Here is a 24,123-nt window from a genome sequence, read left to right on the forward strand (position 1 = left end):
GCGGCTTCCGCCCGGCGCCCGGCGCGTTACACTGTGACACATGACGCCTATTCGTCACAACGGTTCGGACAGCGATCATGTGCTCGACGCGGTACGCGACTGCGTCATGGCCGTCGGGGTGCGCCGCACCACCCTCGCCGACGTGGCCCGCCGCGCCGGCGTCTCCCGGATGACGCTGTACCGGCGCTGGCCGGACCTGCGGACCCTGGTCGGTGACCTGATGACCCGCGAGTGGATCGACGTGGCCTCCCGCGCGATCCCCGAGGCCGCACCCGGCACCAGCGCCCGTACCCGGATGGTCGACGGCCTCGCGGCGGGGGTCGAGGCGTTCCGCGCGCACCCGCTCTTCCGCAAGATCGTCGACGTCGACCCGGAACTGCTGCTCCCCTACGTCCTCGACCGGCGCGGCGCGAGCCAGGAGGCGCTGCTGGCGCTGCTGGCCGATGCGCTGCGCGAGGGCCACGCGGACGGGTCGGTACGCCCCGGCCACACCGAACGGCAGGCCCGCGCCCTGCTGCTGACCGTGCAGTCCTTCGCCCTGTCCCTGCGCACGATGACCGACGAGGACGATCCGGAGCTGGACTCCCCCGCTCTCCTCGGCGAGTTGCGCACCCTTCTGGAGAGGATCCTGACGCCATGAGCCACATCGAGGCCGCACCCGGATCGTCCCTCCACGGGGCCAGGCGTGCCCGGGAACTGGCCGAGGCCGCCGACGGCCGGGTCGCCGACGTCCTGGTCGTCGGGCTGGGCGCCACCGGGGCCGGAGCCGCCCTGGACGCGGCGGCCCGCGGGCTGGACGTCGTCGCCGTGGACGCCCACGACCTTGCCTTCGGCACCTCCCGCTGGAGCTCGAAGCTCATCCACGGCGGGCTGCGCTACCTGGCGTCGGCGCAGTTCGACGTGGCGCACGAGAGCGCGGTCGAGCGTGGGGTGCTGATGACGCGTACGGCACCGCACCTGGTGACCGCCCAGCCGTTCGTACTGCCGCTGACCCCCTTGGTGTCCAGGGCCCAGGCCTCGCTGGCGTGGGCCGGGTTCCGGGCCGGCGACATGCTGCGGATGGCGGCCCGGACCCCGCGCCAGGTGCTGCCCGCGCCGCGCCGGCTGTCGGCGACGGAGGCGCGGCACCTGGCGCCCGCGGTGCGCGCGGCGGGACTGCGCGGCGGGCTGCTGTCCTGGGACGGCAAGGTGACCGACGACGCCCGTCTGGTGACCGCCCTCGCCCGGACGGCCGCGGCGCACGGCGCGCGGGTGCTGACCCGGGTCCGGGTGCTGGAGCTGACCGGGACCGGCGCCCGTGTCCGCGACGAGGTGACCGGCGAGGAGGGCGAGATCAGGGCCCGGGCCGTGATCAACGCCGCGGGGGTGTGGGCGGGCGGCCTCGTCGACGACATCCGGATCCGGCCCTCGCGCGGCACCCATCTGGTGCTGCGCTCGGAGCGGCTCGGTGCCCTGCCCGCCGGTCTGCACATACCGATCCCCGGGGAGACCAACCGCTTCGTCCTGGTGCTGCCGCAGGGCGACGGGCGGGTATACGTCGGCCTCACCGACGAACCGGTCGAGGGCGCGATACCCGACGTGCCGGAGGTTCCCGAGACCGACATCGGTTTCCTGCTGGACGTGCTCGGCTCGGTCCTCGACGTGCCGGTGACCCGGGACGAGGTGGTCGGCGCCTTCGCCGGGCTGCGGCCGCTGCTGGACACGTCCGCGCACGAGGGCACCTCGGGCACGGGGCCCCGGACCTCCGACATCTCCCGCCGGCACGCGGTGCTCACCTCGCCCGACGGTGTCACGACGGTCGTCGGAGGCAAGCTCACCACCTACCGGCGGATGGCACAGGACGCGGTCGACGCGGCGGCCGAGGGGCGGGGCCTGCGCGCCGCCCCCTCCCCCACCGCCGCGCTGCCACTGGTCGGCGCCGCCGCACCGGAGAGGCTGCGCACGCTGCCCGCCCCGCACCGGCTGATCCGCCGCTACGGCACCGAGGCCACGGCGGTCCACGCGCTCGCCGCGCAGGACCCCGGGCTGGCGCGGCCGGTACTGCCGGGCCATCCGGTCACCCGGGCCGAACTGTTGTGGGCGGTGCTGCACGAGGGCGCCCTGGACGAGTCGGACCTCCTGGACCGGCGCACCCGCATCGGCCTGGTCCCGCACGACCGGACCGAGGTGCTCGCCACGGCGCGGGAGGTGCTGGCACAGGCGACGGCCGCACAGCCCTGAGACCGGGGCGGACACCGGCTCACCGAGCGCGTCACAGCAGGCGGCGGATGTCACCGCGGACGCGGTAGAAGCCGCCTGCCGCCGGGTGCAGGGCGTCCACGACATAGCGTGCGCCCGGCTCGCGTATCGCGCGCGGGAACTGGACGTTCCAGGAGGACTCGTAGCCGTCGGAGACCACGTGCACCCGCAGGCGGCCGGCCGGCTCCCGGACGCACTCGACCACGACCGCGCCGGCCGGAGGCCGGGCGACGGTGGCCACCGCGGAGACGGCCGTGGCAGGCGCGTAGGCCGGCAGGGCGGCGGCGAGCTTCACGTCCCGCACGACCGGCACCGTGCCCTGCTGGGCCGCCGAAACGGCCGCCTCACTCGCGTCCACGCACACCAGTGAGCCGTCCGTGGTCACCAGGTACAGGCGCTCGTCGCGGTACTGCATCGAGAGCGCCGAGCCCCCACCCGTGCCGAGTTTCCACAGGCGCCTGCCGTCCCGGTCGAAGCAGTAGACGGACGAGGCCGCGTCACCCGCGAAGACGAACCGCCCACCAGGTGACGTGGCGCACGAGTACACCGCGCTGTCGCAGGCATACGTCGCCTCGATCACCCCGGTCGCCTTCGACAGCCGCTGCACCGTGTGGCGCGCGGTGCCCGCGTACACCGCGGTGTCCTCCTGCCAGCCGAAGAGCACACCGCCACGGGTGGACGTGTGCCACAACTCGCCCCCGCCGTCCGGGGCGTAGGCGGTGACGCCCGCCTGGTGGCCGTGGTAGACGGCCCGGTCGTCGGCGCGCACCATCCAGGCGTGCTCGCCCCGGCTGCGGCGGGCCCACTGGTACTCGTCCTCGTGGTCGATGACGGTGAGCCGGCCGTCGCGGTCCGAGACGTTCAGGACGCCCTCGTGGATGTCGAGCCAGAAGATGTCGACGTCGGCGGCTATGTCGTACGCGGCGAAGGGCAGCTTGGAGGAGAGGTCGTAGACCTTGCCGTCGTCACAGCCGGCGTAGATCCAGAAGTCGTCGGCGACCAGGCACTTCACTCCGTCCGGCAGGCTGAACCGGGCCAGCACGGCCCCCTCGTGGTCCAGGGTGTAGACGTCACCCGCCTGGTTCCCCACCCAGCAGCGCTCGTCGTCGACATGGACGCCGAACGCGGCGGAGCCGGTGCGGAACCGCCACAGCACCGGTGCGACGGCCCGCGCGGTGGACGGCGCGGAGCTGACCTGACGGCGGGTCACCGCGCGCGGGGCCCGCTGTCCCCGGACGGCCGGGGCGTATCCTCTGCGCACCTTCTCCGCCACCTTCTTCGCCGCAGCGGCCCGCGCCTTCTCCACGGTCGGGAACGTCGTCGTCTGGGTCTGCCCCGTCGCGCCGATCCGTCCGTACCGCACCGTCACCACCTGGCCGTCGACGGTGATCTCGTAGAACTTGTGGGCGCCCCCGCCCTCTTGCGACAGCTCCAGATACGTCGTCGACACCGCGGACGCCGTGGACATGGCAGACCCCTCCCCAGGACGGACCCACGGCGGTTCCCGCAGGTCCTCACTGCTCGAACCGTAGGGGGAGCCACTGACAACGGCCCCTGCGGAAATGCCGGCCCCGGCCCGGGCTCCCGGCGGCCGGTCAGCCGCCGACGAGCCGGGCGAACCGCTCGCTGTCGATGTTGCCGCCGGAGGCGATGACGCCGATGCGGGCCGGCAGGTCGAGGCGGCCGGTCAGGAGCGCGGCGAGACTCGTGGCGCCGCTCGGCTCGAGGACGATCTTCAGGCGCTCGAAGGCGAAGCGCATGGCACCGATGATCTCCGCGTCGCTGACGAGGGTGACGGCGTCCACCAGGCGCTGGTTGATGGCGAAGGTGATCTCGCCGGGGGTGGGCAGGGCCTGCCCGTCGGCGATGGTGCGCGGAACCGGCACGGTGACGCGCGCACCGCTCTCCAGGGAGCGCTTGGTGTCGTCACCGGCTTCGGGCTCCACGCCGATGACCCGGATGCCGGGCCGCAGCGCCTTGGCCGCGACGGCGCTGCCCGCGATGAGCCCGCCACCGCCGACGGGTACGACGAGCGCGTCCAGCGTGCCTGCCTCCGCGAGGAGTTCGAGCGCTGCGGTGCCCTGGCCGGCGATGACGTGGGGATGGTCGTAGGGCGGGATGAGGGCCAGGCCGCGGTCCTCCGCCAGCGCCTCGGCGAGCGCGGTGCGGTCCTGGGTGTATCGGTCGTAGGTGACGATCTCGGCCCCGTACCCGGCGGTGGCCTCCCGCTTGGAACGAGGGGCGTCCTCGGGCATCAGGATGACCGCGGTGGTGCCGAGTTCGCGGGCGGCCAGCGCGGTGGCCTGGGCGTGGTTGCCGGACGAGTAGGCGGCGATGCCCTTGGCGAGCCGTTCCGGGGAGAGCCGGGCGGCCGCGTTGTAGGCGCCGCGAATCTTGAAGGCGCCGACGCGCTGGAAGTTCTCGCATTTGACGAACACCTCCGCGCCGACCCGGGCGTTCAGGGTGCGGGAGGTGAGGACCGGGGTGCGACGGGCGACGCCTTCGAGGCGCGCGGCGGCCTCACGGACGTCGTCGAACGTTACGGGCAGGGCGGCGGCCATGATGCTGTCCTCTTTCGGTCTCCGGTCCGGCTCTCGGGCTCCGGCACTCCGGCTCCTTCTCTCGGGCTTCTGCTCTCGGGCTTCAGCTCTCCGGGGCTCGGGGGGCTCCGGAGCCCCGGCTCTCCGGTGTTTCGCTGCTCCGCTTCGCGTAGTTGTAGACCGTCGCCCGGGAGACGCCGAGCAGGTCCGCGATGGTGCGCGCCGCTTCGCGTGAGTCGAAGTAGCCGTCCTGGTGCAGTCGCCGGACGAGCGCCTTCTTGTCCTCCCGGCTCAGTGAACGGGGAGTGGCGGCCCGCCGGGCGGACAACTCCTCGACCACCTGGCGCAGTTCCCGGGCGGTGCGGTCCCGCAGCGTCTCCAGGGGCCGGTCGCGGTGCTCGGCCTCCGTGGCCACGAGGTTCGACAGGGTGAGCGTGACGGGGGACAGCACGGAGATGTCGAGGTTCAGGCAGAGCGCCGCTATGTACTCCCCGGCGGCGTTCTTGATCCCGATGGACGTGCTCTTCGCCGGGCGGCCGTCGGGGAATCGGTTGGGATAGTTCTGGATGACACCGGGGTAGGCGGGATCGGCGATCCGGGCGAGGCCCAACTCGGTGGCCGGGTCACCGATCTGACGGCCCGACAGGTTGTTCTCGATCGCCCTGACCGCATGCTCCGGATGCCGCAGGTCGTGCAGCACGACCTCACACACCCCCGGGAACATGCGCCCCAGGGCGACGGTGATCTTCTCCGCCTCCCGGACCAGGTGTTCGTCGTCACCCGTGGAGGCGGTACCACCCTGCCGACCCGGCCCCGCGCCGGTCCCCGGATCCCCCACATCGCCCCCTTGGACTGATCTTCCAGCTCTGGACGACAAGGCTAGGACACCGGCCATCCGGCCCACAAGGAGCGGACCGACCGATCCCCCGCAACACCGTCCGGTTCCGTGCGAACGCCGCGGACGTGAGCGAAGCCACGGACGTGACGGATGCGACGGAGGTGACGGACGTGACGGAGGTGACGGACGCGACGGACGCGACGGACGCCGCTGACGTCAGTTCGCGTTCTCCAGCTGCGGATAGAGCACCGCGAGGTCTCCCGAGAGCCCCGCCTTCACGCGCCGCGAGAGGTCGTCCGCCAGCACCTCGTACGCCCCGGCCTCGACCCCGTCGAGTGCGAGGGCGGCCACATCGCGCGGTGCGGACTTGGGCGCGTCGACGGCGGAGGCCATGTCGGTGTCGATGTATCCGACGTGCAGCCCGGTGACGCCGACACCACGCGGACGCAGCTCCAGGCGCAAGGTGTTGGTCTGCGACCAGAAGGCCGCCTTGGTGGCGCTGTAGGAGCCGGCGACACCGACCCAGGAGAGCACGGAGTGCACGTTGAGGAGGTGCCCGCCGCCGTTGCGCTCGATGACCGGCACGAAGGCCCGGGTGACGAGCAGCGGCCCGAAGAAGTTGGTCTCGAACTCCCGGCGGACGTCCTCGACCGGGGAGTCCAGGAAGGAGGTCGCCCCGAGCGAGACGCCGGCGTTGTTGATCAGGACGGTGACGTCCTGCGCCTGCGCCGCCGCGGCCGCGACCGATCGAGGGTCGGTGACCTCCAGGGCGAGAGGCACGGCGTCGGGATGCGTCACCGTGCGCGGGTCGCGGGCCGTCGCGTACACCTTCGCGGCACCTCGCGCGTACAGCTCCTCCACCAGCGCCTTGCCCAGGCCCCTGCTGCCACCGGTGACCAGAACGACGGAGTCCTTGATCGAAGTCATGTCCATCTCCAGACGGTAAACCGATCGGTTTCCCCCAGCGTAAACCGATCGGTTTCCCGCGGCAAGGTGAATCGGGGCCGCAAGCCGGAGCAGAGCGAGAGGAGGGAGACGGGGGCCCCGGACGAAGGTGCGGAGGGTGACCGAGCCGCGGAGGGACCGGGGCGGGGAACTGCCGGAGCGCATGGATTGACGTTCCCCGCCCCGATGGTCGGCCCGCCGCCGGGTCGTCGATGACCAGGCGGCGGACCGGTCCAGGGGCCACGGCCTCGGTACGGCCATCAGGTCGCGCAGTCGTCGAAGATCTGCCGGACCGGGCGTTCCGCACTCCGAGCCGTCGCGTTGTTCAGGTGGTCCAGTCCCTCGGGACGGGTGGGCGACGTGCGCACACCGGTCCCCTTCAGACCTTCCGCCATCGGCCCCGCCCGGGCCAACACAAGCGGGCCGACCGGGTGAGACGGGCTCCGGTACACCCCGAGGCCGTCGCGGTCCACCGGACGGGGCGGGAGGCACCCCCGCCCCGTCCCCACGCGACTCCACCGGCCGGCACACGGGGCGTTCCCGCGGCATGTCCATCCGTCCACCTGCCGTCCCGCGACGCCCCCTCCCCCGTACGCATCCGTCCACTGCCCTCCCGCGAGGCCTTCTCGCCCCCTGCCCGGCCGTACACCAGCCGCCACGCGAGGCCTCCTCCCCCGCACCGATCCGCCCACCAGCCGCCACGCCGGTGGGATCCCGGCCCGGTGCCCACGCCGTCCACCACGACCGACGCGTCCCGGCGGCGCCGCACCCGTGACGGGGAACCACCGGCGCCGCAGCGGGAGTTGATGTGGGAAACTTCGGCCAGCCGTTGACGGAGCCGGGGCCGTCACGGTCGCCGAGAGGAGCGCAGCGTGACACAGGACGGCGTGCAGGCCGTGCGCATCGACACCAGCAGGCCGCATCCCGCGCGGATCTACGACTATCTGCTGGGCGGCAAGGACAACTACGAGGTGGACCAGCGGGCGGCCGACGAGCTGGCCGCCGCGGCACCCGAGGTGCGGATCGGGGTGCGGGCGAACCGCGCCTTCCTGCACCGCGCCGTCCGGCACGTCGTCGGCAACGGCATCCGGCAGATCCTGGACATCGGCACGGGGCTGCCCACGTCGCCGAACGTGCACGAGGTCGCGCAGGCGGCGGCCCCGGACGTGCGCGTCGCCTACGTCGACAACGATCCGATCGTGGCCGCGCACGGCAACGCGCTGCTGAGCCGTTCCGGCACGACCAGCATCGTGCTCGGCGATCTGCGCGATTCGCGGTCGCTCCTGGACCACGCCGACGTCCGAAAGATCATCGACTTCGATCAGCCGGTCGCCCTGCTCCTCGTGGCCGTCCTCCACTTCCTCACGGACGCCGAGCGGCCCGCCGAGGTCGTCGCCACGCTGCGCGACGCCCTGCCGGCCGGCAGCTGTCTCGTGCTGTCGCACGCCACGGGCGACTTCGCCGACCGCCGCGCCGCACAGGCCGTCTACGACAGGGCCACCGCCTCCCTGAACCTCCGCTCCCGCGCCGAGATCGAGCGGTTCTTCGACGGTTTCGACCTGATGGACCCGGGCGTGACCCAGGTCCCGTTCTGGCGTCCGGACACCACACCGCCGCCCCGGTCCGCGGAGATCGGCTTCTACGGCGGCGTGGCGGTCAAGCCGGCCCGGACCTGACCGAACCGGTGCGTGGCGCGCCCGGCCTGGAGCAGGGCGCGGCGCACCCGCCTCTTGACCGACCCCCCGTCGGCACCCCCATACTGACGGCCAAATCGATTTGGCCAAATCGATTTGGCCGCCGTCCCCGGCCGGATCGTCGAGGCCTGAGCCGAGCGAGCCGAACGGAGCCCGCACGTGTCCAGTCCCGTACATCCCGTCGACCCCTCCTCCTCGCCCCCCACCGCGGAACCGCCCCCCACCCTGGACCCGAGTCAGACCCTGGACCCGAGTCAGACCCCGGAACCCAGTCAGGCCCCGGACCCGAGTCAGACCCCGGAACCCAGTCAGGCCCCGGACCCGAAGCAGGCCCTGTGCCCGGATCCGAGTCCGGCCTCGTCATCGGTGCCCGTCGGCTCCGGTCCGGTGCATCCCGTGGACGAGTCCCGCCCCCTCGGCCGGATCCTGCTCTTCGGCGTCCAGCACGTGCTCGTCATGGCGGCGACCCCGATCTCCGCGATCTTCCTGATGAGCGCCACGCTGCGCCTGAGCCCGGAGACCACCGTCGACCTGCTCTCGGCGGCCCTGCTGCTGTCCGGGATCGGGTCGCTGGTGCAGTCGCTCGGACCGTGGAAGTTCGGGCCGCGCCTGCCGTTCGTGATGCTGCCCGGCGGCGCGCCACTGATCCTGTTCATGTCGGTCGCGGAGCAGCACGGACTGCGTACGGCCACCGGCGCGGTGATCCTCACCGCCGTCTTCACCTTCCTGGCGCTGCCGTTGTTCGCGCGGCTGCTGAGGTTCTTCCCGCCGCTGGTCATCGGCACGATGATCGTGATCGTCGGGGTCAATCTCGTGAAGGTCGGCGCGCTGCTGGTCACCGGGCAGCCCGGCATGCCCGGCTTCGGCGATCCCGGCCGGCTCGGGCTGGCCTTCGCCACCATCGGCCTGATCGTCCTGTTCACCCGGCTGCTGCGCGGGGTGCTGCGGCAACTCGCCGTACTGCTCGGCCTGGTCGCGGGCACGGCCCTCGCCTTCGCCCTCGGCCAGGTGCACCTGGACGCGATGGTCTCCGGCCGGCTGATCGGCCTGCCGAGGCCGCTGCCGTTCGGCACGCCCGTCTTCGACCTGCTCGCCGCGCTGCCGCTGATGCTGTACAGCCTGGCGTCCATGGCGGAGGCCACCGGGCAGACCGTCATCAACGCGGAGGCGGTCGGCAAGGACATCGACGTACGATCCGCCGTGCCGCGCACCGTGCGCGGAGACGCGCTGACCTCCCTGCTGGGCGGCTGCTTCGGGCTGCCGCTGATGGTCACCAGCGGGGAGAACATCGGCATCGTCCGGGTCACCGGTGTGCGCAGCCGGTACGTCACGGCCGCCGCGGGCGTCGTACTCGTCGTCCTCGGCTTCCTCACCCCCGTCGCGCGGGCGATCAGCGTGATGCCCTCCGCCGTGGTCGGCGGCGCCGCGATGGTCGTCTTCGCGGTGATCACCGTCCTGGGCGTGCAGATGCTGCACCGGGCCCGGCTGGAGGACCACACCTCCATGATCATCTGCGCGGTCGCGCTGGCGCTCGGGCTGCTGCCGATCCTGGTTCCGGGGGTGTACGCCGGCTTCCCGTCCGGCGTCCGGATCCTGCTCGAGAGCGGGGTCGCCGTGGGCGCCCTCGTCGCCGCCGGACTCAATGTGCTGTTCCACCACGTAGGGCACCGGGCCGCGGACACCGCCGCCCGGGCCGCCGAGGCGCCCGGCCCGGCCGCCCATGTGTGAGCAGGCCGCCCACCACCCTTCCCGCAACCCACGGAGAACCATGACCGACCTCGCCCCGGACCGGCTCCGCGACGACACGCTGCTGCTGGTACCCGACGTGACCCTGACTCCCGACGGCCCGCTGGACCTGCACGCGGTGGTGGTGCGCGACGGCCGCTTCCACGACGTCGGCCCGGTCGAGCGGATCGTCCGCGCCCACCCGTCGCTGACACCCGTACGACTGCGCGGGCACGTGCTCATGCCGGGCTTCGTCGACACCCACCACCATCTGACGCAGAGCCTGGGCGGTGCCCTCGCGTTCGGGGAACCGTCGGAGATCTTCCGCCGGGTGTGGGTACCGCTGGAGCGGGCGCTGGACGAGGAGTCGGCGTACGTCGCCGCGAAACTGGCCGCGCTGGAGTCGCTGCGGGGCGGCTTCACGACCGTCGCCGAGTCGGGGACCCGGGCCATGGTGGACGCGGAGGTGGTGGCGTCGGCCGCGCGGGACGCCGGTGTCCGCTGCGTGCTGGGGCTGGTCTGCAACGACGCCTGGGACGGCACCGGTGAGGACGCCGACCCGCGGGCCGTGCTCGCCGGCGCCGAGCGGCATCTGGCGCGCTACGGCAGCGACGACCTCGTACACCCGTCGCTCGCCGTGTCCGTCCCGGAGGCCGCCACGGCGCGCACCCTGGCCGCCACGGCGGCGCTGGCCGCCGAGGCGGGAGCCGTCGTGCAGATCCACGTGAACGAGCACCTCGTCGCGGTCGAGCGCTCGCTCGTCCGGCACGGGGCGCGCCCGCTGGAACATCTTCACCAGGTCGGCGCGCTGGGTCCGCAGTTGCTGGCGGCGCACGCGACACTGCTCACCCCCGGCGAGATCACGCTGCTCGCCGACAGCGGCGCGGCGGTGAGCTACAACCCGGTCGCCAGCGCCTGGAAGGGCAATGCGGTCGCTCCCGCGACCACTTTCGCCGAGCGCGGGATCCGGTTCGGGCTGGGTACGGACGGCACCCGCGGAGACGGCTTCCGGCTCGCGGACGCGGCGGAGTTCGCACAGCGGCTCACCTACGGTCTGGCCAGCGGCGACTCGTCCTGCGGGGCGGGCTGGACGTGGCTGGAGCGGGCCACCGCGGGCGGTGCGGACGCGGCCGGGCTCGGCCGGCTCACGGGACGCGTCGCTGCGGGCGCCGCCGCGGACTTCCTGCTGGTGGATCTGCGCGGCCCGGAGATGCAGCCGTCCTGGGACCTCCCCTGGGAGCTGGTGCGGCGCGGCAACCGGGACCAGCTCACGGCCGTGTTCGTCGAAGGCCGGCTGCGGTTGTGGCGGGGGTGGCCGCCGGACTGGGACGGGCCAGCCCTCGTACGGCGGGCCGCTGAGCTGGGTCCGCGGGTGGTACGGCGGGCCCAGGTGACCCGCGCCCATCCGACGTCGGTGCTGGCGCGTGAGCGGGCCGGGGCGACCGGGCCGGCGGGGACACGCGACCGGACCGCCACGCCGGTTCCGAAGGCGCCGCGTGCACAGGCCACGGCCCCTGGAAAAGCCCCGGTCCCCACACCGGGCACGGTCCCCGCACCGGTCACGGCCCCCGCACCGGTCACGTCCCCCACATCGGCCGTGGGACCGACTGCGGCCACGGTCCCTGCCTCGGCCACGGAGCCGGCTCCGGCGCGGCGGACACCGCGAGCACAGCAGGCACAGGCACAGCTGGCACAGGCACAGCAGGCACAGGCACAGCAGGCACAGCGGGCACAGGCACAGCAGGTAGAGGCACAGCAGGCACAGCGGGAAGGCTGTCGGCGATGAGCGGAGGCACGCTTGCCGTGCTGGCGTTGACCGTGGCGGCGGCCGCGTTCGTGCAGGGCGCCAGCGGGCTGGGGTTCGCGCTGATCGTGGCGCCGGTCGCGGGACTGATCGATCCCGGGCTGCTGCCGGTGTTCGTGCTGACGGCGATGATCCCGCTCAACGTGTACGTCGCCTGGCGCGAACGCCACAGCCTGGATCTGCGCGGCGCCCGGTGGATCACGGCGGCGAGGCTCGTGGCGACACCCGCGGGGCTGGCGCTGCTGTGGGTGATCCCCGAGGGCGATCTGGGGACCGTCGTCGGCGCGGCGACGGTCGTGGCCGCCGTGGTCAGCCTCGTCACGCCCTCCTTCGCGCCCGGGCCCGGCGCCTACCTGGGGGCGGGGGTCGTCACCGGTCTGACCGAGACGGCGACCGGGGTGGGCGGCCCGCCGCTCGCCCTCGTGTACCAGCACCGGCCGCCCGGTGAACTGCGGGCGACGGTCGCCGTGTGCTTCCTCGTCGGTGAAGTGGCCTCCCTCTGCCTGCTGTTCGTCACCGGGCGGGGACGTGCGGCGGACATGGGCTGGGCGGTGATGCTGCTGCCCGCGCTCGCGGCGGGCGCCGGGCTGAGCCGTCTGGTGCACCAGCGTGTCGACGCCAAGAAGCTGCGCGCCTTCGTCCTCGCCTTCGCCCTGGTGTCGGGGGTGGTGCTGATGGCGGGGAGCTGAGCAGGGCCCGGCGTACCGCGACCGGCTCCGGGGAAGCGCCGGGCCGGGGCGGTGCGCGTCAGTCCGTGCGCCGTCCCCGCCCGGCATCCGCCGCCGGGGCCTCGGGCTCGCAGGCCGTCGCCGTGCGCGCGGAGCGCAGGGACGAGGCACGCGGGACGAGCCGGGGTTCAGGGGCGGGCACCCCCCGCCCGACGCCGGGCGACTCGCCCTCCCCCGCGGCCGGTCGGGCGCCCAGCCGGGCCAGCAGCAGTTCCACCGCGTCCGCGGCGGCCCGGTCCAGACGCAGGTCCACCGCGGTGAGCGGCGGTTCGCAGGTACGGGCGCGCAGCCCGTCGTACCGGGTGACGACCATGACGTCGTCGGGGACACGGCGGCCCGCCTCGCGCAGCGCCCGCAGGGCCCCGACGGCGAAGGCGTCGACGAGGACGCACAGTGCGTCGATGCCGGGGTGCTCGGTGAGCAGCGCGGCGCACCGGTCGTACCCGGCCTGCTCGCCGCCGTCCTCCGGCGCGGTGGCGACGATGGGCTGCCAGCCGTGCGTGGCCGCCGCCCGTTCATAGGCCGCGCGTGCGTCGACCGAGGAGTGCCGGGTGCCGGCGCCGACGATGAGCGCGGGACGCCGGGCGCCCTGCGTGCGCAGGTGGTCCAGGAGCAGATCGACGACAGCGCCACCGTGCAGGTCGACGTAGGGCGACCCGTCCTCGGGCCCGGTGGGCCGGCCGAGGGCGACGTACGGCAGCCCGCGCTCGCGCAGTTGGCCCACCGCCGCGTCGTCCGCCGACGGCTCCACGACGATGGCCCCGTCGACGTCGACGGAGTACAGGGCGGATCCGGACTGCACGGGCGGGATCAGCACCAGGGCGTACTCGTGGACCAGGGCCCGCTCGGCGGCCGCGGCGGCCACCTCCATGTAGAAGCCGAGCCGCGAGGGGCCACCGGCCACCGCGAACGGCATGGAGGAGACGAGCGCGATCGCCCTGGCCTGCCCCCGGCGCAGCCGCTGGGCGCGCAGATTGGGGCGGTATCCCAGCTCCGCGGCGACCTTCTTGATGCGCTCGCGGGTGCGGGGATCGACCTTGCCGATGCCGTTCAGGGCGTGGGACACCGTGGTGCGCGACACCGACGCCGCCGCGGCGACGTCGGCGATCGTGGGCCGGCGGGCGCCCTGGGACGTGGTCATGGGGCCATCCTCCCTCATCCGTGGACCAGGAAACCCGGGATTCGTTCCGGCGCGGGACGAGCGGTCTCGGCGGCGGAGGCGCGGTCCACCGTGAGGATCACCCGGCGGGGACGGTCTCCGCTTGGTGGGGTTCGGAGGATCACCGAGATGGGACGGTCTCCGCTTGGTGGGGTTCGGAGGACCACCGCGATGGGACGGTCTCCGCTTGGTGGGGTTCGGAGGATCACCGGGCGGGGACGGTCTCCGCTTGGTGGGGTGCGGAGGATCACCGGGATGGGACGGTCTCCGCTTGGTGGGGTGCGCGCGATGGTGCGACGCTGGGTGGAGAGGTGTCCGGCGAGGGGATCCCTGGAGGTCGGATGGGACGGGACGTCCCGGCGCTCGTCTTCACCCGCGAGGACCGCCGCCGGTACCGGGTCAAGATGCAGGGGTGCCTCGACGCGCTGGCGCAGATGCTGCGCGAGGCGCGGTTCGAGTCCGAGCGGCCGCAGGTCGGCCTGGAGATCGAACTGAACCTGGTCGACGGCGACGCCGAGCCGGCGATGCGCAACAGCGATGTGCTGGAGGCGATCTCGGATCCCGCGTGGTCCACCGAGCTGGGCCGGTTCAACCTGGAGATCAACGTCCCGCCCCGGCGCCTGACGGCGGGCGGCCCCGACGCCTGGGAGTCGGAGATCCGCGCCGCGCTCAACCACGCCGACGAACGGGCCCGTTCGGTGGGTGCCCGGCTGATCACGGTCGGGATCCTGCCCACGCTGCGGCAGCACGACATCGGCGAGGGGGCGCTGTCGGAGAATCCGCGCTACCGGCTCCTCAACGACCAGGTGTTCGCGGCCCGGGGCGAGGACCTGCGTATCGAGGTGGACGGCGTGGACCGGCTGCGGACGTACGCGGACACGATCACTCCGGAGGCCGCGTGCACCAGCACGCAGTTCCATCTGCAGGTGTCGCCGGAGGAGTTCGCCGCGTACTGGAACGCGGCGCAGGCGATCGCCGGTGTGCAGGTGGCCCTGGCGGCGAACGCGCCGTTCCTGTTCGGCAAGGAGCTGTGGCACGAGACCCGCATCCCGCTGTTCGAGCAGGCCACCGACACACGCCCGGAGGAGATCAAGGTGCAGGGGGTGCGGCCCCGGGTGTGGTTCGGCGAGCGATGGATCAACAGTGTCTTCGACCTGTTCGAGGAGAACCTGCGCTACTTCCCGGCTCTCCTGCCGCTGTGCGACGACCAGGACCCGGTGGAGACCCTGGACCGCGGCGACACCCCCGAACTGGGTGAACTCACCCTGCACAACGGCACCATCTACCGCTGGAACCGCCCGGTCTACGCCGTCACCCACGACCTACCGCACATCCGGGTGGAGAACCGGGTGCTGCCCGCCGGTCCGACCGTCGCCGACACCCTCGCCAACGGAGCCTTCTACTACGGGCTCACCCGGGCGCTGGTGGAGGAGGAACGGCCGGTGTGGTCGCGGATGTCCTTCGCGGCCGCCGAGGACAATCTGCACACCGCGGCCCGGTACGGCATCGAGGCGCTGCTGTACTGGCCGGGGATGGGTGAGGTGCCGGTACCGGAGCTGGTCCTGCGGCGGTTGCTGCCGCTCGCGCACCGCGGCCTGGAACACTCCGGCATGGACGCGGCGTGGCGGGAGCCGCTGCTGGGGATCATCGAGCAGCGGTGTGTGACGGCGCGCAACGGAGCCGTCTGGCAGAAGGAGATGTTCCACCGTCTCGAATCGTCCGTGCACGCCGGCCGCCATGAGGCACTGCGTCGGATGACAGAGCTGTACATCGACTTCATGCACCTCAACGCGCCGGTGCACACCTGGCCGGTCGACTGAGCCGGCTCGGGTCGGCGTCTGCGCCACGCCGGCACACGGCCCGGCGTCGGGCAGGTGGGTCTTCGCCCACTCGGCCAGTTCCCTCAAGGCCGGCTCCCGCGCGGCTCCGGCTCGAGGGTGGTGCGGGACCCGGCCGCCCGGCCGTCGTCCCCGGGGGGTGCGTACGATGCGAGACGGCTCGACCGACGCGCCCGGACCGCCCTGGAGGAGAACCTCGCCGCGCTGGAGCGCACCATCCGGCGCGGGACGCGGCACCGTCCGGCTTGGACACTGCACAGGGGGGACCATGACGACACAGGGGACGGCGGCGGCGCGGACGCTGCGCGCCGCCTACGAGGCCGCCTCGGCGGTCGTGGCGGACCTCGGCGACGAGGAGTCGTGGCGGCCGACCGGCTGCACGGGCTGGGCGGTCCGCGATCTCGTCTTCCACTGTCTGCAGGACGCCCAGCGCGGCCTGGTGGCCCTGCACACGCCTTCGGACGCGCCCGTCGACCGGGACGCGGTGACGTACTGGCAGGACTGGCGGCCGGATTCCGCCGGGGCGGCGAACGGCCGTCGCTGGGTGCGGGTGAACGCGAGCATGTTCCTCGACTTCGGCCAGCTGCGGGAGCTGTACCTGGAGACGCTGGCGGCGGTCGTACACGCGGCGCGGGCGGCCGACCCGGAGCGGCGGGTGGCGACGCAGGGGCACGTGCTGACGGCCGGCGATCTGATCAGCACCCTCGCGGTGGAGGCGACCGTCCACCATCTCGACCTGACCGTGGGACTCCCGCTCGCCCCGGGCCCCTCGCCCGAGGGGCTGGCCGCGGTGCGCACCGCCCTGGACGGGCTGCTCGGCAGGTCCGCCCCGCCGGAATGGAGCGACGCCCACTACGCGCGCGTGGGCACCGGCCGGGCCCCGCTCACCGACGCCGAACGGGTCGCCCTCGGCCCGGCCGCGGACCGGTTCCCGTTGTTCGGATGAGGGCCCGCGCGGCCCTGCCACACGCCCAACGTGGGGACACGCACCCACGACACCTGCGCGGTGCGGGGCATGCCGGTCACGTTGATGGAAACCTGCGCCCCATGAACAACCCTCCCAGCATCAACAGTTACGTCGACCTGGTCACCGCCGGCCCCGGCGGAGCGATGACCGAGGAAGTCGGCGTCATCACCGGCGACCTCACCGTCGCGACCATCCTCCAGTCCGACGGTCACACCGCGCGCGTCACCGTCCAGCACTCCGGCGGCGACACCTGGTACACCCTGGCCGGCAGCCCCGCCCCGGTGCCGGCCGGCCAACTCGCGGCGTATCACCGGGACCTCCTGGGCCGCATCCGCCGGGGTGGCGGCACCCGCGCGAGCTGACGCGGGTGCCGGTACGCGGCCGGTCCCGGCCCCTCGCCGCCGCCGACGGGCGGTCAGCAGCGTGGCTCCGTAGCCGAATGCTGCGTGAGACGCGAACTCGCGGGTAACCGGCGATGTCATGAACGCGTTAAGAGAACGGCCGCAGAAGCCGCTGCACGGACGGGAGGGCGGGCCGCCGCCCCTCGCCGTCGCCGTCGCCGTCATCGTCGCCGTCATCGTCGCCGCCGCCGGTCCGAGGAGGTAGCCGTGCTGTTCCTGGTCGTCGCTCTGCTCCTGCTGGGCATCGTCGTGGGCTCGGCAGCCTATCTGCCGTGGCCCGTCACGCTGGTGCTCGGTGCGCTCATCGCCGTATGGCTCCTGGTCTTCTCGGGACGCGAACGGCGCCGCCGCAACCGGACGAGGAGGGCCTGACATGCGACTCACCGCACCCCCCTCGCGCCGGACGGGCCGACGGGACACCGAAGGCATGGCGGTGGCCTCCTTCGTCCTCGGACTCGTCGGGCTGCTCGTCCTCAACGTCGTCCTCGGCCCCATCGCCATCGTGCTGGCGATCATCGCCCTGCGCCGGGACACGCCTCGCCGGTTCCGCGCGTTCCTCGGTCTGGGCCTGGGCGTAGCGGACCTGGTCGTGCTCGCCGTCCTGGCGTCCGCGCACGGGACGGCGTCCTGGTCGGTCTGGGGCGGCTGAGCGCCAGCGCGGCCGGGCGCACCGGGACTCGGCACCCTCCCGACGGCATCACGCGGCCGGCGCACCGGGTTTCGGCGCCCGCCTCCAGGGGAGCCGGTGCGCGTGGATTCGTACAGGCCGGTGAAGCCGTCCGCCGGGGGCGACGGCCGGGGCGCTCGGCTGCGCTTCGACGGCTGGATCGCCGGCATCGGCACGGCGTCCGGTACCCGGGTGGTTCTCGGCCACTGGCCCCGCTCCCCGTTCGGTGCGTTCAGCGACGTGATGATCGAGCGGGCCGACGGCCACCGCCTGCTGCTCGCCCCGACCCGGCGCGCGGCCGACTTCATCGCCGGCACCTATTCCTTCGACGAGGTACGCGTGGTGCCGGTACGGGTCCGCGTCACCGGTGACCGGTGGTCGGTCACGGCCGGTACGCTGCTCGAGCTGAGTTTCACGGTCGGCCGCCGCAGTCTGCCGGGGCTGCTGCTCAGTGCGATACCCGATGCGCTGGCCGTCCGGACCTGCTGGTCGGCGCTGATCGATCCGGCCGCCCGGCTGCTGTTCGGCGTGCGGACCCGCGGAAGCGCAGGTGGTGGCCGGCGCGAGTGGTACGGCGCGCGAGACCTGCACCGGATCGCCACGGCGAGCGCCGTCCACGAGGGGCGCGGTCTCGGCGCTCTCGCCCCGGTCGAGCCCGCCGTGCGGTTCGGTTTCGGCTCGACGCCCCGCACTCCCTGCCTGGTACGCGTCACGACGACGGTGAGCACACCCCGCGCGGCCGGTCGACCACGGCGCCCACGTGGTGCCGTGATCAGGGCGTGGTTCTGTCGTGGCGGCTGATCCCATGAGGGAGACGTGGTCCCGTCATCGGAGGCATGGCTCCTCGGACACGGCGGAGACGCCAGGAGTGCTCGCCCCGGCGTGACGCGCCGTCAACGGCCAGCCGCCTTCCGGCGGTTGGCTTTTCCATGAACATGCAAAAGGCGGCTCCCGCACCTTGACCGACAGATGGTCCAGACCAATCATGGCCTAGACCAATAGCCCCGGCCGGGCTGCACAGCGCGACACCCCGCTCTCTCGCCTGTCGTTCGCTATCCGGGAGTACCCGATGAAACGTCCGAGATCCGTACGCGCCCTGCTCACGGGCATGGCCACCCTGGCCGCGTCCGCCGGGCTCGCCCTGGGGTTCGGGGGCACCGCGCATGCGGCTGCTCCGCTGCCCGCGCACGTATTCGCCCCCTACTTCGAGGCCTACAGCGGCGACAGCCCCGCCGCGCTGGCACAGGCCTCCGGCGCGAAGTACCTGACCATGGCCTTCCTGCAGACCGAGAAGAAGGGCTCGTGCACCCCGTACTGGAACGGGGACACCGGCACGCCCGTCGACGGCTCGGTCTTCGGCGCCGACTTCGCCACCATCCGCTCCCGCGGCGGCGACGTCATCCCCTCCCTGGGCGGGTACGCCGCCGACAACGGCGGCACCGAGATCGCCGACAGCTGCACCGACGTCAACTCCATCGCCGCCGCCTACGAGAAGATCATCACCACCTACGACGTCTCGCGGCTCGACATGGACGTCGAGGACAACTCCCTCACCGACACCGCGGGCGTCGACCGCCGCAACGAGGCGATCAGGAAGGTGCAGGACTGGGCCGCCGCCAGCGGCCGCACGGTGCAGTTCTCCTACACCCTGCCCACCACGACGACGGGCCTCGCCGACAGCGGGCTCGCCGTGCTGCGCAGCGCCAGGAACGCGGGCGCCAAGGTGGACGTCGTCAACCTCATGACGTTCGACTACTACGACGGCGCCACGCACCACATGGCCACCGACACCCAGACGGCCGCGAGCGGACTGCACGACCAACTGGCCCAGCTGTACCCGAACCTGTCGGACACCCAGCTGTGGAACATGGTCGGCGTCACCGAGATGCCCGGCGTGGACGACTACGGCCCCGCGGAGACGTTCACCACCGCCGACGCGAAGACCGTGTACGACTGGGCGGTCGCCAAGGGCATCAACACGCTGTCCTTCTGGGCACTCCAGCGCGACAACGGCGGCTGCCCGGGCTCCGGCGCCTCCGACACCTGCTCCGGCATCGCCCAGGACACCTGGTACTTCACGCACACCTTCGCACCCTTCACCGGCGGTACGACGACACCGCCGGCCGACGACTTCTCCGTGTCCCTCTCTCCCGCCAGCGCCTCGGTCGACCCCGGCGGCTCGGTGACGGCGACGGTGAAGACGTCGGTGACCTCGGGCAGCGCCCGGACCGTCGGGCTCACGGTGAGCGGCGCGCCGAACGGGGCGACCGCGACCCTCAGCCCCACGTCGGTCACCGCGGGCGGCACCGCCACCCTGACCGTGAAGACCGGTGCCGCCACGGCACCCGGCACGTACCCCCTGACCGTCACCGGCACGGCCGGCTCGGCCAGGCACGGTTCGACGTTCACCCTGACCGTGAACGGATCGGGCGGAGCCGCCACGCTCGCCAACGGTGACTTCGAGACCGGCTCGCTCACCCCCTGGGCCTGCGACGGCGGTGCCGCGGTGGTCGCCTCGCCCGTGCACGGCGGCACCCACGCGCTGAAGACCGCCCCCTCCGCCTCGCGGACCGGCCAGTGCGGGCAGACCCTAACGCTGAAGCCGAACACCTCGTACGCGCTGAGCGGCTGGGTCCAGGGACCGTACGCCTACCTCGGGGTCAGCGGGGGCGCCACGGCCAGTGCCTGGACCCCGTCCTCGTCGTGGTCGAAGCTGACGGTGCCGTTCACCACCGGCGCCTCGGGCACCGTCACCGTGTACGTCCACGGCTGGTACGGGCAGGGAGCCGTGTACGCGGACGACCTGACCGTCTCCTGACGCCCCGCCGACCGCGCCGCGGCCGGTCCCGCCCGGGTCAGCGGGTGGGGCCGGCCGCGCTGATCTGCCCCAGCGTGGATTCGGGGTCGTACTCCAGGGCCACGTCGCCCAGGGCCACGATCCCGACCACGCGACCGTCCTCGACGACCGGCAGCCGGCGCAGCGCCTTGCCGCGCATCAGCTGTACGGCGCGGTCGACGTCGTCGTCCGGGGCCACGGTGACCAGTTCGCCGCTGCACGCCTCGGCCACCGTCCGTGCGGTGACGTCCCCGCCCTCGGCGAGGATCCGCACGGTGAGATCCCGGTCGGTGACCAGTCCGCGGAGCCGGTCCCCGGCGCAGACCAGGACCGCACCTATGTCCTCGTCCCGCATGCGGGCGGCAACCTCGCGGACCGGGGTCTCCGGCCCCACCGCGACCGGATTGCAGGTCATGATGTCGCGGACCGCCTGCGCCATGCACCCCTCCACGTCCCTCACCCGACCGTCTCGCCCAGCTCGACCGGCTCATCGCACCGGACCGGCTCGCGCTGGGCCCTACCGCCTCGTCACACCCGACAGGCTCATCGCACCCGACAGGCTCATCGAGGCGGATACCCCGGATAAGGCCGGATAGCTCGTTCGGACGCCGACGGCGCGCCTGCGGCCACATCCCGACCCGGCACGGCGGCGCCGCCTTTCGTAGGCTGAGGAGACCCGATCCTCCCTCCGGGAGGCTGCCGCAGGCGGGAGACGGTCGTGATCGAACTGGCCGCGGTGTTCGCCGTCGCGGGAGCGGCGAGCAATGCCGTGGGCACCGCGTTCCAGCGCAAGGCGGCCTCGGCCAGCAGCCGCGGCGGGATCCGGTTGCTCGCGGAGCTGGTGCATCGGCCCTTCTGGGTCATCGGGATGGCCGGCGTGATCTGCGCCGCGCTGTTCCAGAGCCTGGCCCTGGTCAACGGCCCGCTCGCACTCGTGCAGCCGCTGTTCATCCTGGAACTGCCGTTCGCGCTGCTCGTCGCCGCGCCGCTGATGCACCGGCGGCTGCCCCGCTCGGGATGGTGGGGCGTCGCCGGCTGTGTGGCGGGCCTCGCGGTGCTGCTCGTCGCGGCCGCCCCGCACGGCGCCACCGATCAGGCGCCGCTCGGCCGGTGGATCCCGGCCCTGAGCCTGTGCGTCGGCGGGATGGCCGTGGCGGTGCTGCTGGCCGCCCGGGAACGCTCTCCGGCCCGGCGCGCCGCGTTGCTCGCGGCAGCCTCGGCGACGGGCAACGCCCTGACCGCCGCCCTGCTGAAGTCGGCCAGCGGCACGTTCGCCGACCAGGGCTTCCCGGCGTTCCTGCGGTCCTGGCAGACGTACGGCTTCGCGCTCGCCGGCGTCGCCTCCGTGCTGCTGCTGGAGAACGCGCTGCAGGCCGGTCCGCTGGCCGCGGCGCAGCCCGCGCTGACCATCGGCGACGCCGTGGTCAGCCTGACGCTGGGCATCACCCTGTTCGACGAACGCATCCGCACCGGATGGTGGCTCGTGCCGCAGGTGTGCGGGGCCCTGCTGATCCTCGTGGGCGTGGTGGTCCTCAGCCGGGCCGTCCAGCGCATCGTCGTGCTGCCGGTCCCGGCCGAGGAACGGCATCTCGCGACGTGAACCGGCTCGGAACGCGACGGCCGGCGGGACGTGAGCGGGCAGCGGCGGCCGGCGCCGTGAGCGCCGTCCGGCGTGCGTGCGCGGAGCCGGGATCAGGGCTATGATCGCACTATAGTTGTTGAAACTAAAACTATCATGGATGGGAGGTGGGTTCCGGTGAGCAACACCGAGACGAGGCCCGCCGAGATGCGGTGCGGCTCCCCCGCCGGAGAGATGCCGCAGGACCCGGCCGCGCGGGTCGAGGTCCTCACGCCCCGCGACGTTCCGCTCGGCGGCCCCCGCGCGATGACGGTACGGCGCACCCTCCCCCAGCGGAACCGCAGCCTGATCGGCGCCTGGTGCTTCGCCGACCACTACGGCCCCGACGACGTCGCCCGCAGCGGCGGCATGGACGTCGCCCCGCACCCGCACACCGGACTGCAGACGGTGAGCTGGCTCTTCAGCGGGGAGATCGAGCACCGGGACAGCCTGGGCAGCCACGCCCTCGTACGGCCCGGTGAGCTGAACCTGATGACCGGCGGGCACGGCATCAGCCACTCCGAGGTCTCCACGCCCGGCACCACCGTGCTGCACGGAGTCCAGCTGTGGGTGGCACTGCCGGGAGAACACCGGGACGCCGCAAGGGACTTCCAGCATCACGCGCCCGAGCCGGTGCGCCTCGATGGTGCCGTGCTGCGCGTGTTCCTGGGCTCTCTCGCCGGTGTGGTCTCCCCCGTGCGGACGTTCACCCCCCTGCTCGGCGCCGAGATCGTGCTGGAGCCGCGCGCCGCACTCACCCTCACCGTCGACCCCCGCTTCGAGCACGGCGTCCTCGTCGACCGGGGTGAGGTCCGCGCCGCCGGCACACCGCTGCGGCCGGCCGAGCTGGGCTATGTGCCCGACGGCCGAGACACTCTCACCCTCGTCAACGGGCCGGACGGCACCGCCCGCCTCGTCCTCCTCGGCGGACCACCCTTCGGCGAGGAGATCGTGATGTGGTGGAACTTCGTCTGCGGGTCGCACGCGGAGGTCGTACAGGCACGCGCGGACTGGACGACGGGGAACCGGTTCGGCGAGGTGCAGGGCTACGACGGGGCCCCGCTGCCCGCACCCGCCCTGCCGCCGGTGCCGTTGAAGCCACGGGGAAGGACGCGCTGACCCGGTGAACGCCGGAACCGTGATCCGGTCCGGCCGTCACCGCGCGGTCTGCTTCGGCACATGCCCGTCTGCACCGCAGACGCGAGCCCGGGCGCACACCGCGGAACACGGGGTCCGCCCGGGCCGGCCCTCGTGCCCGTGAGACACGGGCAAGGGTTCTCGGCTGTCAGAGAGGCGAACCGGGATCCCCGGGGCGGATACGACCGCGCCAGCCACCGGACTCACCGCCACGGCTCTCGATGTAGTCCTTGAAGCGTCGCAGGTCCCCCTTGACGCGGCGATCGATCACGCCGAGCATGTCCGCGCCCTTCTCGGCGACACCGCTGGGCTCCACGTCCATCGTCAGCTCGACGCGGGTGTGCGCGTCGTCGAGCCGTTCGAACCGGACCGATCCCCGCTGCCGCGTGTCACCGTCGACGGACCGCCAGGTGATCCTGTCGTCCGGCAACTGGTCCACGATCTCCGTGTCGAACTCGCGCCGCACCCCACCGATGCGGGTGGTCCAGTGGTTGTGCCGGTCGTCGAGCTGCCTGACCTCCTCGACACCCTCCATGAAGTCCGGGAACCGCTCGAACTGGGTCCACTGGTTGTACGCGGTGTGGACCGGGACATCGACGTCCACTGCTTCCTTGACCGTGCTCATTCCTCTTCCTCCTTCACTGGTCGCAGCCCTGGCGGCCGTCAGCTCGTCTGCACGCGTGCGGTGCCCGGGTACCCAGAAGAGCGGCACGAACCCCACGGCTCACCTCGTGGTGCACTTGCCGGCCGACGCGCTGCGGCTCGAGTGCGACCCGGTCCGAGGGCTCGGGACTGCGCGTGGTCCTCGGCCGGTCCTCGCCGCCAGGTCCCCGCCCGGCCCGGTCAGGCGAGTACGCGGGTGAGGAAGTCGCGGATGTGCCCGGTGATGTTCTCGAGATGGCTCTCCAGGGCGAAGTGCCCGGAGTCGATCAGGTGGATTTCGGCGTCGGGCAGGTCCCGGCCGAACGCCTTGGCGCCGTCCACTGCG

Annotated in this window: 23 protein-coding genes and 1 pseudogene; 16 read left to right on the forward strand and 8 right to left on the reverse strand. The window is 73.1% G+C overall.

Going from position 1 to position 24,123, the window contains the following annotated elements; translation table 11 throughout:
* The first annotated feature begins 40 nt into the window (after positions 1–40).
* The gene (locus tag ACGFT2_RS08065; protein WP_393274677.1) at positions 41–640 is read left to right on the forward strand and encodes a TetR/AcrR family transcriptional regulator; all 600 of its coding nucleotides are present in this window, start codon (positions 41–43) and stop codon (positions 638–640) included.
* Positions 637–2,220 (forward strand): glycerol-3-phosphate dehydrogenase/oxidase, encoded by a 1,584-nt coding sequence (locus tag ACGFT2_RS08070; RefSeq protein ID WP_393274679.1) that lies wholly within the window; start codon positions 637–639, stop codon positions 2,218–2,220. The genes ACGFT2_RS08065 and ACGFT2_RS08070 overlap by 4 nt, the downstream gene beginning before the upstream one ends.
* Before the next feature lie 31 nt (positions 2,221–2,251).
* On the opposite strand, the gene ACGFT2_RS08075 is transcribed toward ACGFT2_RS08070, so the two are convergent.
* The 4 genes from ACGFT2_RS08075 to ACGFT2_RS08090 all read right to left on the reverse strand — a co-directional run bounded on the left by ACGFT2_RS08075 (position 2,252) and on the right by ACGFT2_RS08090 (position 6,543).
* Entirely contained in the window at positions 2,252–3,706 is a 1,455-nt protein-coding gene (locus ACGFT2_RS08075) for a WGR domain-containing protein (protein WP_393274681.1), read from the reverse strand.
* A 127-nt stretch (positions 3,707–3,833) separates the two neighbouring features.
* Positions 3,834–4,799 carry a pyridoxal-phosphate dependent enzyme gene (locus ACGFT2_RS08080; protein WP_393274682.1) on the reverse strand — a complete coding sequence of 322 codons (966 nt, stop codon included), beginning with the start codon at positions 4,797–4,799 and terminating at the stop codon, positions 3,834–3,836.
* Positions 4,800–4,881: 82 nt separating this feature from the next.
* On the reverse strand, positions 4,882–5,616 hold the full coding sequence (locus tag ACGFT2_RS08085) for a transcriptional regulator (RefSeq protein WP_393274684.1): 735 nt from the start codon (positions 5,614–5,616) through the stop codon (positions 4,882–4,884).
* A gap of 216 nt (positions 5,617–5,832) precedes the next feature.
* Positions 5,833–6,543: an SDR family oxidoreductase gene (locus ACGFT2_RS08090; RefSeq protein WP_393274947.1), complete on the reverse strand. Its 711-nt coding sequence runs from the start codon at positions 6,541–6,543 to the stop codon at positions 5,833–5,835.
* A gap of 890 nt (positions 6,544–7,433) precedes the next feature.
* Between ACGFT2_RS08090 and ACGFT2_RS08095 the strand changes: the two genes are divergently transcribed.
* From ACGFT2_RS08095 to ACGFT2_RS08110, 4 genes are all read left to right on the forward strand, one after another.
* Entirely contained in the window at positions 7,434–8,237 is an 804-nt protein-coding gene (locus ACGFT2_RS08095) for an SAM-dependent methyltransferase (RefSeq protein WP_393274686.1), read from the forward strand.
* Between the two features lie 414 nt (positions 8,238–8,651).
* Positions 8,652–9,983, forward strand: a complete 1,332-nt coding sequence (locus ACGFT2_RS08100; RefSeq protein ID WP_393274688.1) for a uracil-xanthine permease family protein — start codon at positions 8,652–8,654, stop codon at positions 9,981–9,983.
* Between the two features lie 40 nt (positions 9,984–10,023).
* Entirely contained in the window at positions 10,024–11,766 is a 1,743-nt protein-coding gene (locus ACGFT2_RS08105) for an amidohydrolase family protein (protein ID WP_393274690.1), read from the forward strand.
* Positions 11,763–12,473, forward strand: coding sequence for a sulfite exporter TauE/SafE family protein (locus ACGFT2_RS08110; RefSeq protein ID WP_393274692.1), 711 nt, complete (start codon positions 11,763–11,765; stop codon positions 12,471–12,473). The genes ACGFT2_RS08105 and ACGFT2_RS08110 overlap by 4 nt, the downstream gene beginning before the upstream one ends.
* A 58-nt stretch (positions 12,474–12,531) precedes the next feature.
* Here the strand turns inward: ACGFT2_RS08110 and ACGFT2_RS08115 are convergent, their stop codons facing one another.
* On the reverse strand, positions 12,532–13,653 hold the full coding sequence (locus tag ACGFT2_RS08115; RefSeq protein WP_393274694.1) for a substrate-binding domain-containing protein: 1,122 nt from the start codon (positions 13,651–13,653) through the stop codon (positions 12,532–12,534).
* Between the two features lie 359 nt (positions 13,654–14,012).
* On the opposite strand from ACGFT2_RS08115, the gene ACGFT2_RS08120 reads away from it, so the two are divergent.
* From ACGFT2_RS08120 to ACGFT2_RS08155, 8 genes are all read left to right on the forward strand, one after another.
* Complete coding sequence (locus tag ACGFT2_RS08120; protein ID WP_393274695.1) at positions 14,013–15,491, forward strand: glutamate--cysteine ligase; 1,479 nt, start codon at positions 14,013–14,015, stop codon at positions 15,489–15,491.
* A gap of 286 nt (positions 15,492–15,777) precedes the next feature.
* Positions 15,778–16,455 (forward strand): maleylpyruvate isomerase N-terminal domain-containing protein, encoded by a 678-nt coding sequence (locus ACGFT2_RS08125; protein ID WP_393274696.1) that lies wholly within the window; start codon positions 15,778–15,780, stop codon positions 16,453–16,455.
* 101 nt (positions 16,456–16,556) lie between these two features.
* Positions 16,557–16,838 carry a hypothetical protein gene (locus ACGFT2_RS08130; RefSeq protein ID WP_393274697.1) on the forward strand — a complete coding sequence of 94 codons (282 nt, stop codon included), beginning with the start codon at positions 16,557–16,559 and terminating at the stop codon, positions 16,836–16,838.
* 118 nt (positions 16,839–16,956) lie between these two features.
* Positions 16,957–17,082 (forward strand): hypothetical protein, encoded by a 126-nt coding sequence (locus ACGFT2_RS08135; RefSeq protein ID WP_393274699.1) that lies wholly within the window; start codon positions 16,957–16,959, stop codon positions 17,080–17,082.
* Between the two features lie 2 nt (positions 17,083–17,084).
* Positions 17,085–17,249, forward strand: coding sequence for a hypothetical protein (locus tag ACGFT2_RS08140; protein WP_353604470.1), 165 nt, complete (start codon positions 17,085–17,087; stop codon positions 17,247–17,249).
* A 1-nt stretch (position 17,250) separates the two neighbouring features.
* Complete coding sequence (locus ACGFT2_RS08145; RefSeq protein WP_393274700.1) at positions 17,251–17,526, forward strand: DUF4190 domain-containing protein; 276 nt, start codon at positions 17,251–17,253, stop codon at positions 17,524–17,526.
* A gap of 102 nt (positions 17,527–17,628) precedes the next feature.
* On the forward strand, positions 17,629–18,345 hold the full coding sequence (locus ACGFT2_RS08150) for a hypothetical protein (protein WP_393274702.1): 717 nt from the start codon (positions 17,629–17,631) through the stop codon (positions 18,343–18,345).
* A gap of 268 nt (positions 18,346–18,613) precedes the next feature.
* The gene (locus ACGFT2_RS08155; protein WP_393274703.1) at positions 18,614–20,362 is read left to right on the forward strand and encodes a carbohydrate binding domain-containing protein; all 1,749 of its coding nucleotides are present in this window, start codon (positions 18,614–18,616) and stop codon (positions 20,360–20,362) included.
* Positions 20,363–20,399: 37 nt separating this feature from the next.
* On the opposite strand, the gene ACGFT2_RS08160 is transcribed toward ACGFT2_RS08155, so the two are convergent.
* Positions 20,400–20,819, reverse strand: coding sequence for a CBS domain-containing protein (locus ACGFT2_RS08160; protein WP_393274705.1), 420 nt, complete (start codon positions 20,817–20,819; stop codon positions 20,400–20,402).
* A gap of 279 nt (positions 20,820–21,098) precedes the next feature.
* Here ACGFT2_RS08160 and ACGFT2_RS08165 point away from each other — a divergent pair, with 279 nt between their 5' ends.
* Positions 21,099–21,980: a DMT family transporter gene (locus ACGFT2_RS08165; RefSeq protein WP_393274707.1), complete on the forward strand. Its 882-nt coding sequence runs from the start codon at positions 21,099–21,101 to the stop codon at positions 21,978–21,980.
* A gap of 156 nt (positions 21,981–22,136) precedes the next feature.
* Positions 22,137–23,117 (forward strand): pirin family protein, encoded by a 981-nt coding sequence (locus ACGFT2_RS08170; RefSeq protein ID WP_393274709.1) that lies wholly within the window; start codon positions 22,137–22,139, stop codon positions 23,115–23,117.
* Between the two features lie 166 nt (positions 23,118–23,283).
* On the opposite strand, the gene ACGFT2_RS08175 is transcribed toward ACGFT2_RS08170, so the two are convergent.
* Entirely contained in the window at positions 23,284–23,760 is a 477-nt protein-coding gene (locus tag ACGFT2_RS08175; protein WP_393274710.1) for an SRPBCC family protein, read from the reverse strand.
* 218 nt (positions 23,761–23,978) lie between these two features.
* Positions 23,979–24,113: pseudogene (locus tag ACGFT2_RS08180) on the reverse strand (alpha/beta hydrolase); the annotation flags it as partial.
* Between the last annotated feature and the right edge of the window lie 10 nt (positions 24,114–24,123).

The sequence above is a fragment of the Streptomyces sp. NPDC048514 genome (genome assembly GCF_043199955.1).
Taxonomy (GTDB): domain Bacteria; phylum Actinomycetota; class Actinomycetes; order Streptomycetales; family Streptomycetaceae; genus Streptomyces.

Excerpts from the sequence above, each read along its gene's own strand:
- ACGFT2_RS08110 (WP_393274692.1), top strand. The coding sequence starts at position 11,763 with ATGAGCGGAGGCACGCTTGCCGTGCTGGCGTTGACCGTGGCGGCGGCC.
- ACGFT2_RS08120 (WP_393274695.1), top strand. The coding sequence starts at position 14,013 with ATGGGACGGGACGTCCCGGCGCTCGTCTTCACCCGCGAGGACCGCCGC.
- ACGFT2_RS08090 (WP_393274947.1), bottom strand. The coding sequence starts at position 6,543 with ATGACTTCGATCAAGGACTCCGTCGTTCTGGTCACCGGTGGCAGCAGG.
- ACGFT2_RS08155 (WP_393274703.1), top strand. The coding sequence starts at position 18,614 with ATGAAACGTCCGAGATCCGTACGCGCCCTGCTCACGGGCATGGCCACC.
- ACGFT2_RS08130 (WP_393274697.1), top strand. The coding sequence starts at position 16,557 with ATGAACAACCCTCCCAGCATCAACAGTTACGTCGACCTGGTCACCGCC.
- ACGFT2_RS08105 (WP_393274690.1), top strand. The coding sequence starts at position 10,024 with ATGACCGACCTCGCCCCGGACCGGCTCCGCGACGACACGCTGCTGCTG.
- ACGFT2_RS08175 (WP_393274710.1), bottom strand. The coding sequence starts at position 23,760 with ATGAGCACGGTCAAGGAAGCAGTGGACGTCGATGTCCCGGTCCACACC.
- ACGFT2_RS08135 (WP_393274699.1), top strand. The coding sequence starts at position 16,957 with ATGAACGCGTTAAGAGAACGGCCGCAGAAGCCGCTGCACGGACGGGAG.
- ACGFT2_RS08125 (WP_393274696.1), top strand. The coding sequence starts at position 15,778 with ATGACGACACAGGGGACGGCGGCGGCGCGGACGCTGCGCGCCGCCTAC.
- ACGFT2_RS08075 (WP_393274681.1), bottom strand. The coding sequence starts at position 3,706 with ATGTCCACGGCGTCCGCGGTGTCGACGACGTATCTGGAGCTGTCGCAA.
- ACGFT2_RS08115 (WP_393274694.1), bottom strand. The coding sequence starts at position 13,653 with ATGACCACGTCCCAGGGCGCCCGCCGGCCCACGATCGCCGACGTCGCC.
- ACGFT2_RS08160 (WP_393274705.1), bottom strand. The coding sequence starts at position 20,819 with ATGGCGCAGGCGGTCCGCGACATCATGACCTGCAATCCGGTCGCGGTG.
- ACGFT2_RS08080 (WP_393274682.1), bottom strand. The coding sequence starts at position 4,799 with ATGGCCGCCGCCCTGCCCGTAACGTTCGACGACGTCCGTGAGGCCGCC.
- ACGFT2_RS08065 (WP_393274677.1), top strand. The coding sequence starts at position 41 with ATGACGCCTATTCGTCACAACGGTTCGGACAGCGATCATGTGCTCGAC.
- ACGFT2_RS08145 (WP_393274700.1), top strand. The coding sequence starts at position 17,251 with ATGCGACTCACCGCACCCCCCTCGCGCCGGACGGGCCGACGGGACACC.
- ACGFT2_RS08070 (WP_393274679.1), top strand. The coding sequence starts at position 637 with ATGAGCCACATCGAGGCCGCACCCGGATCGTCCCTCCACGGGGCCAGG.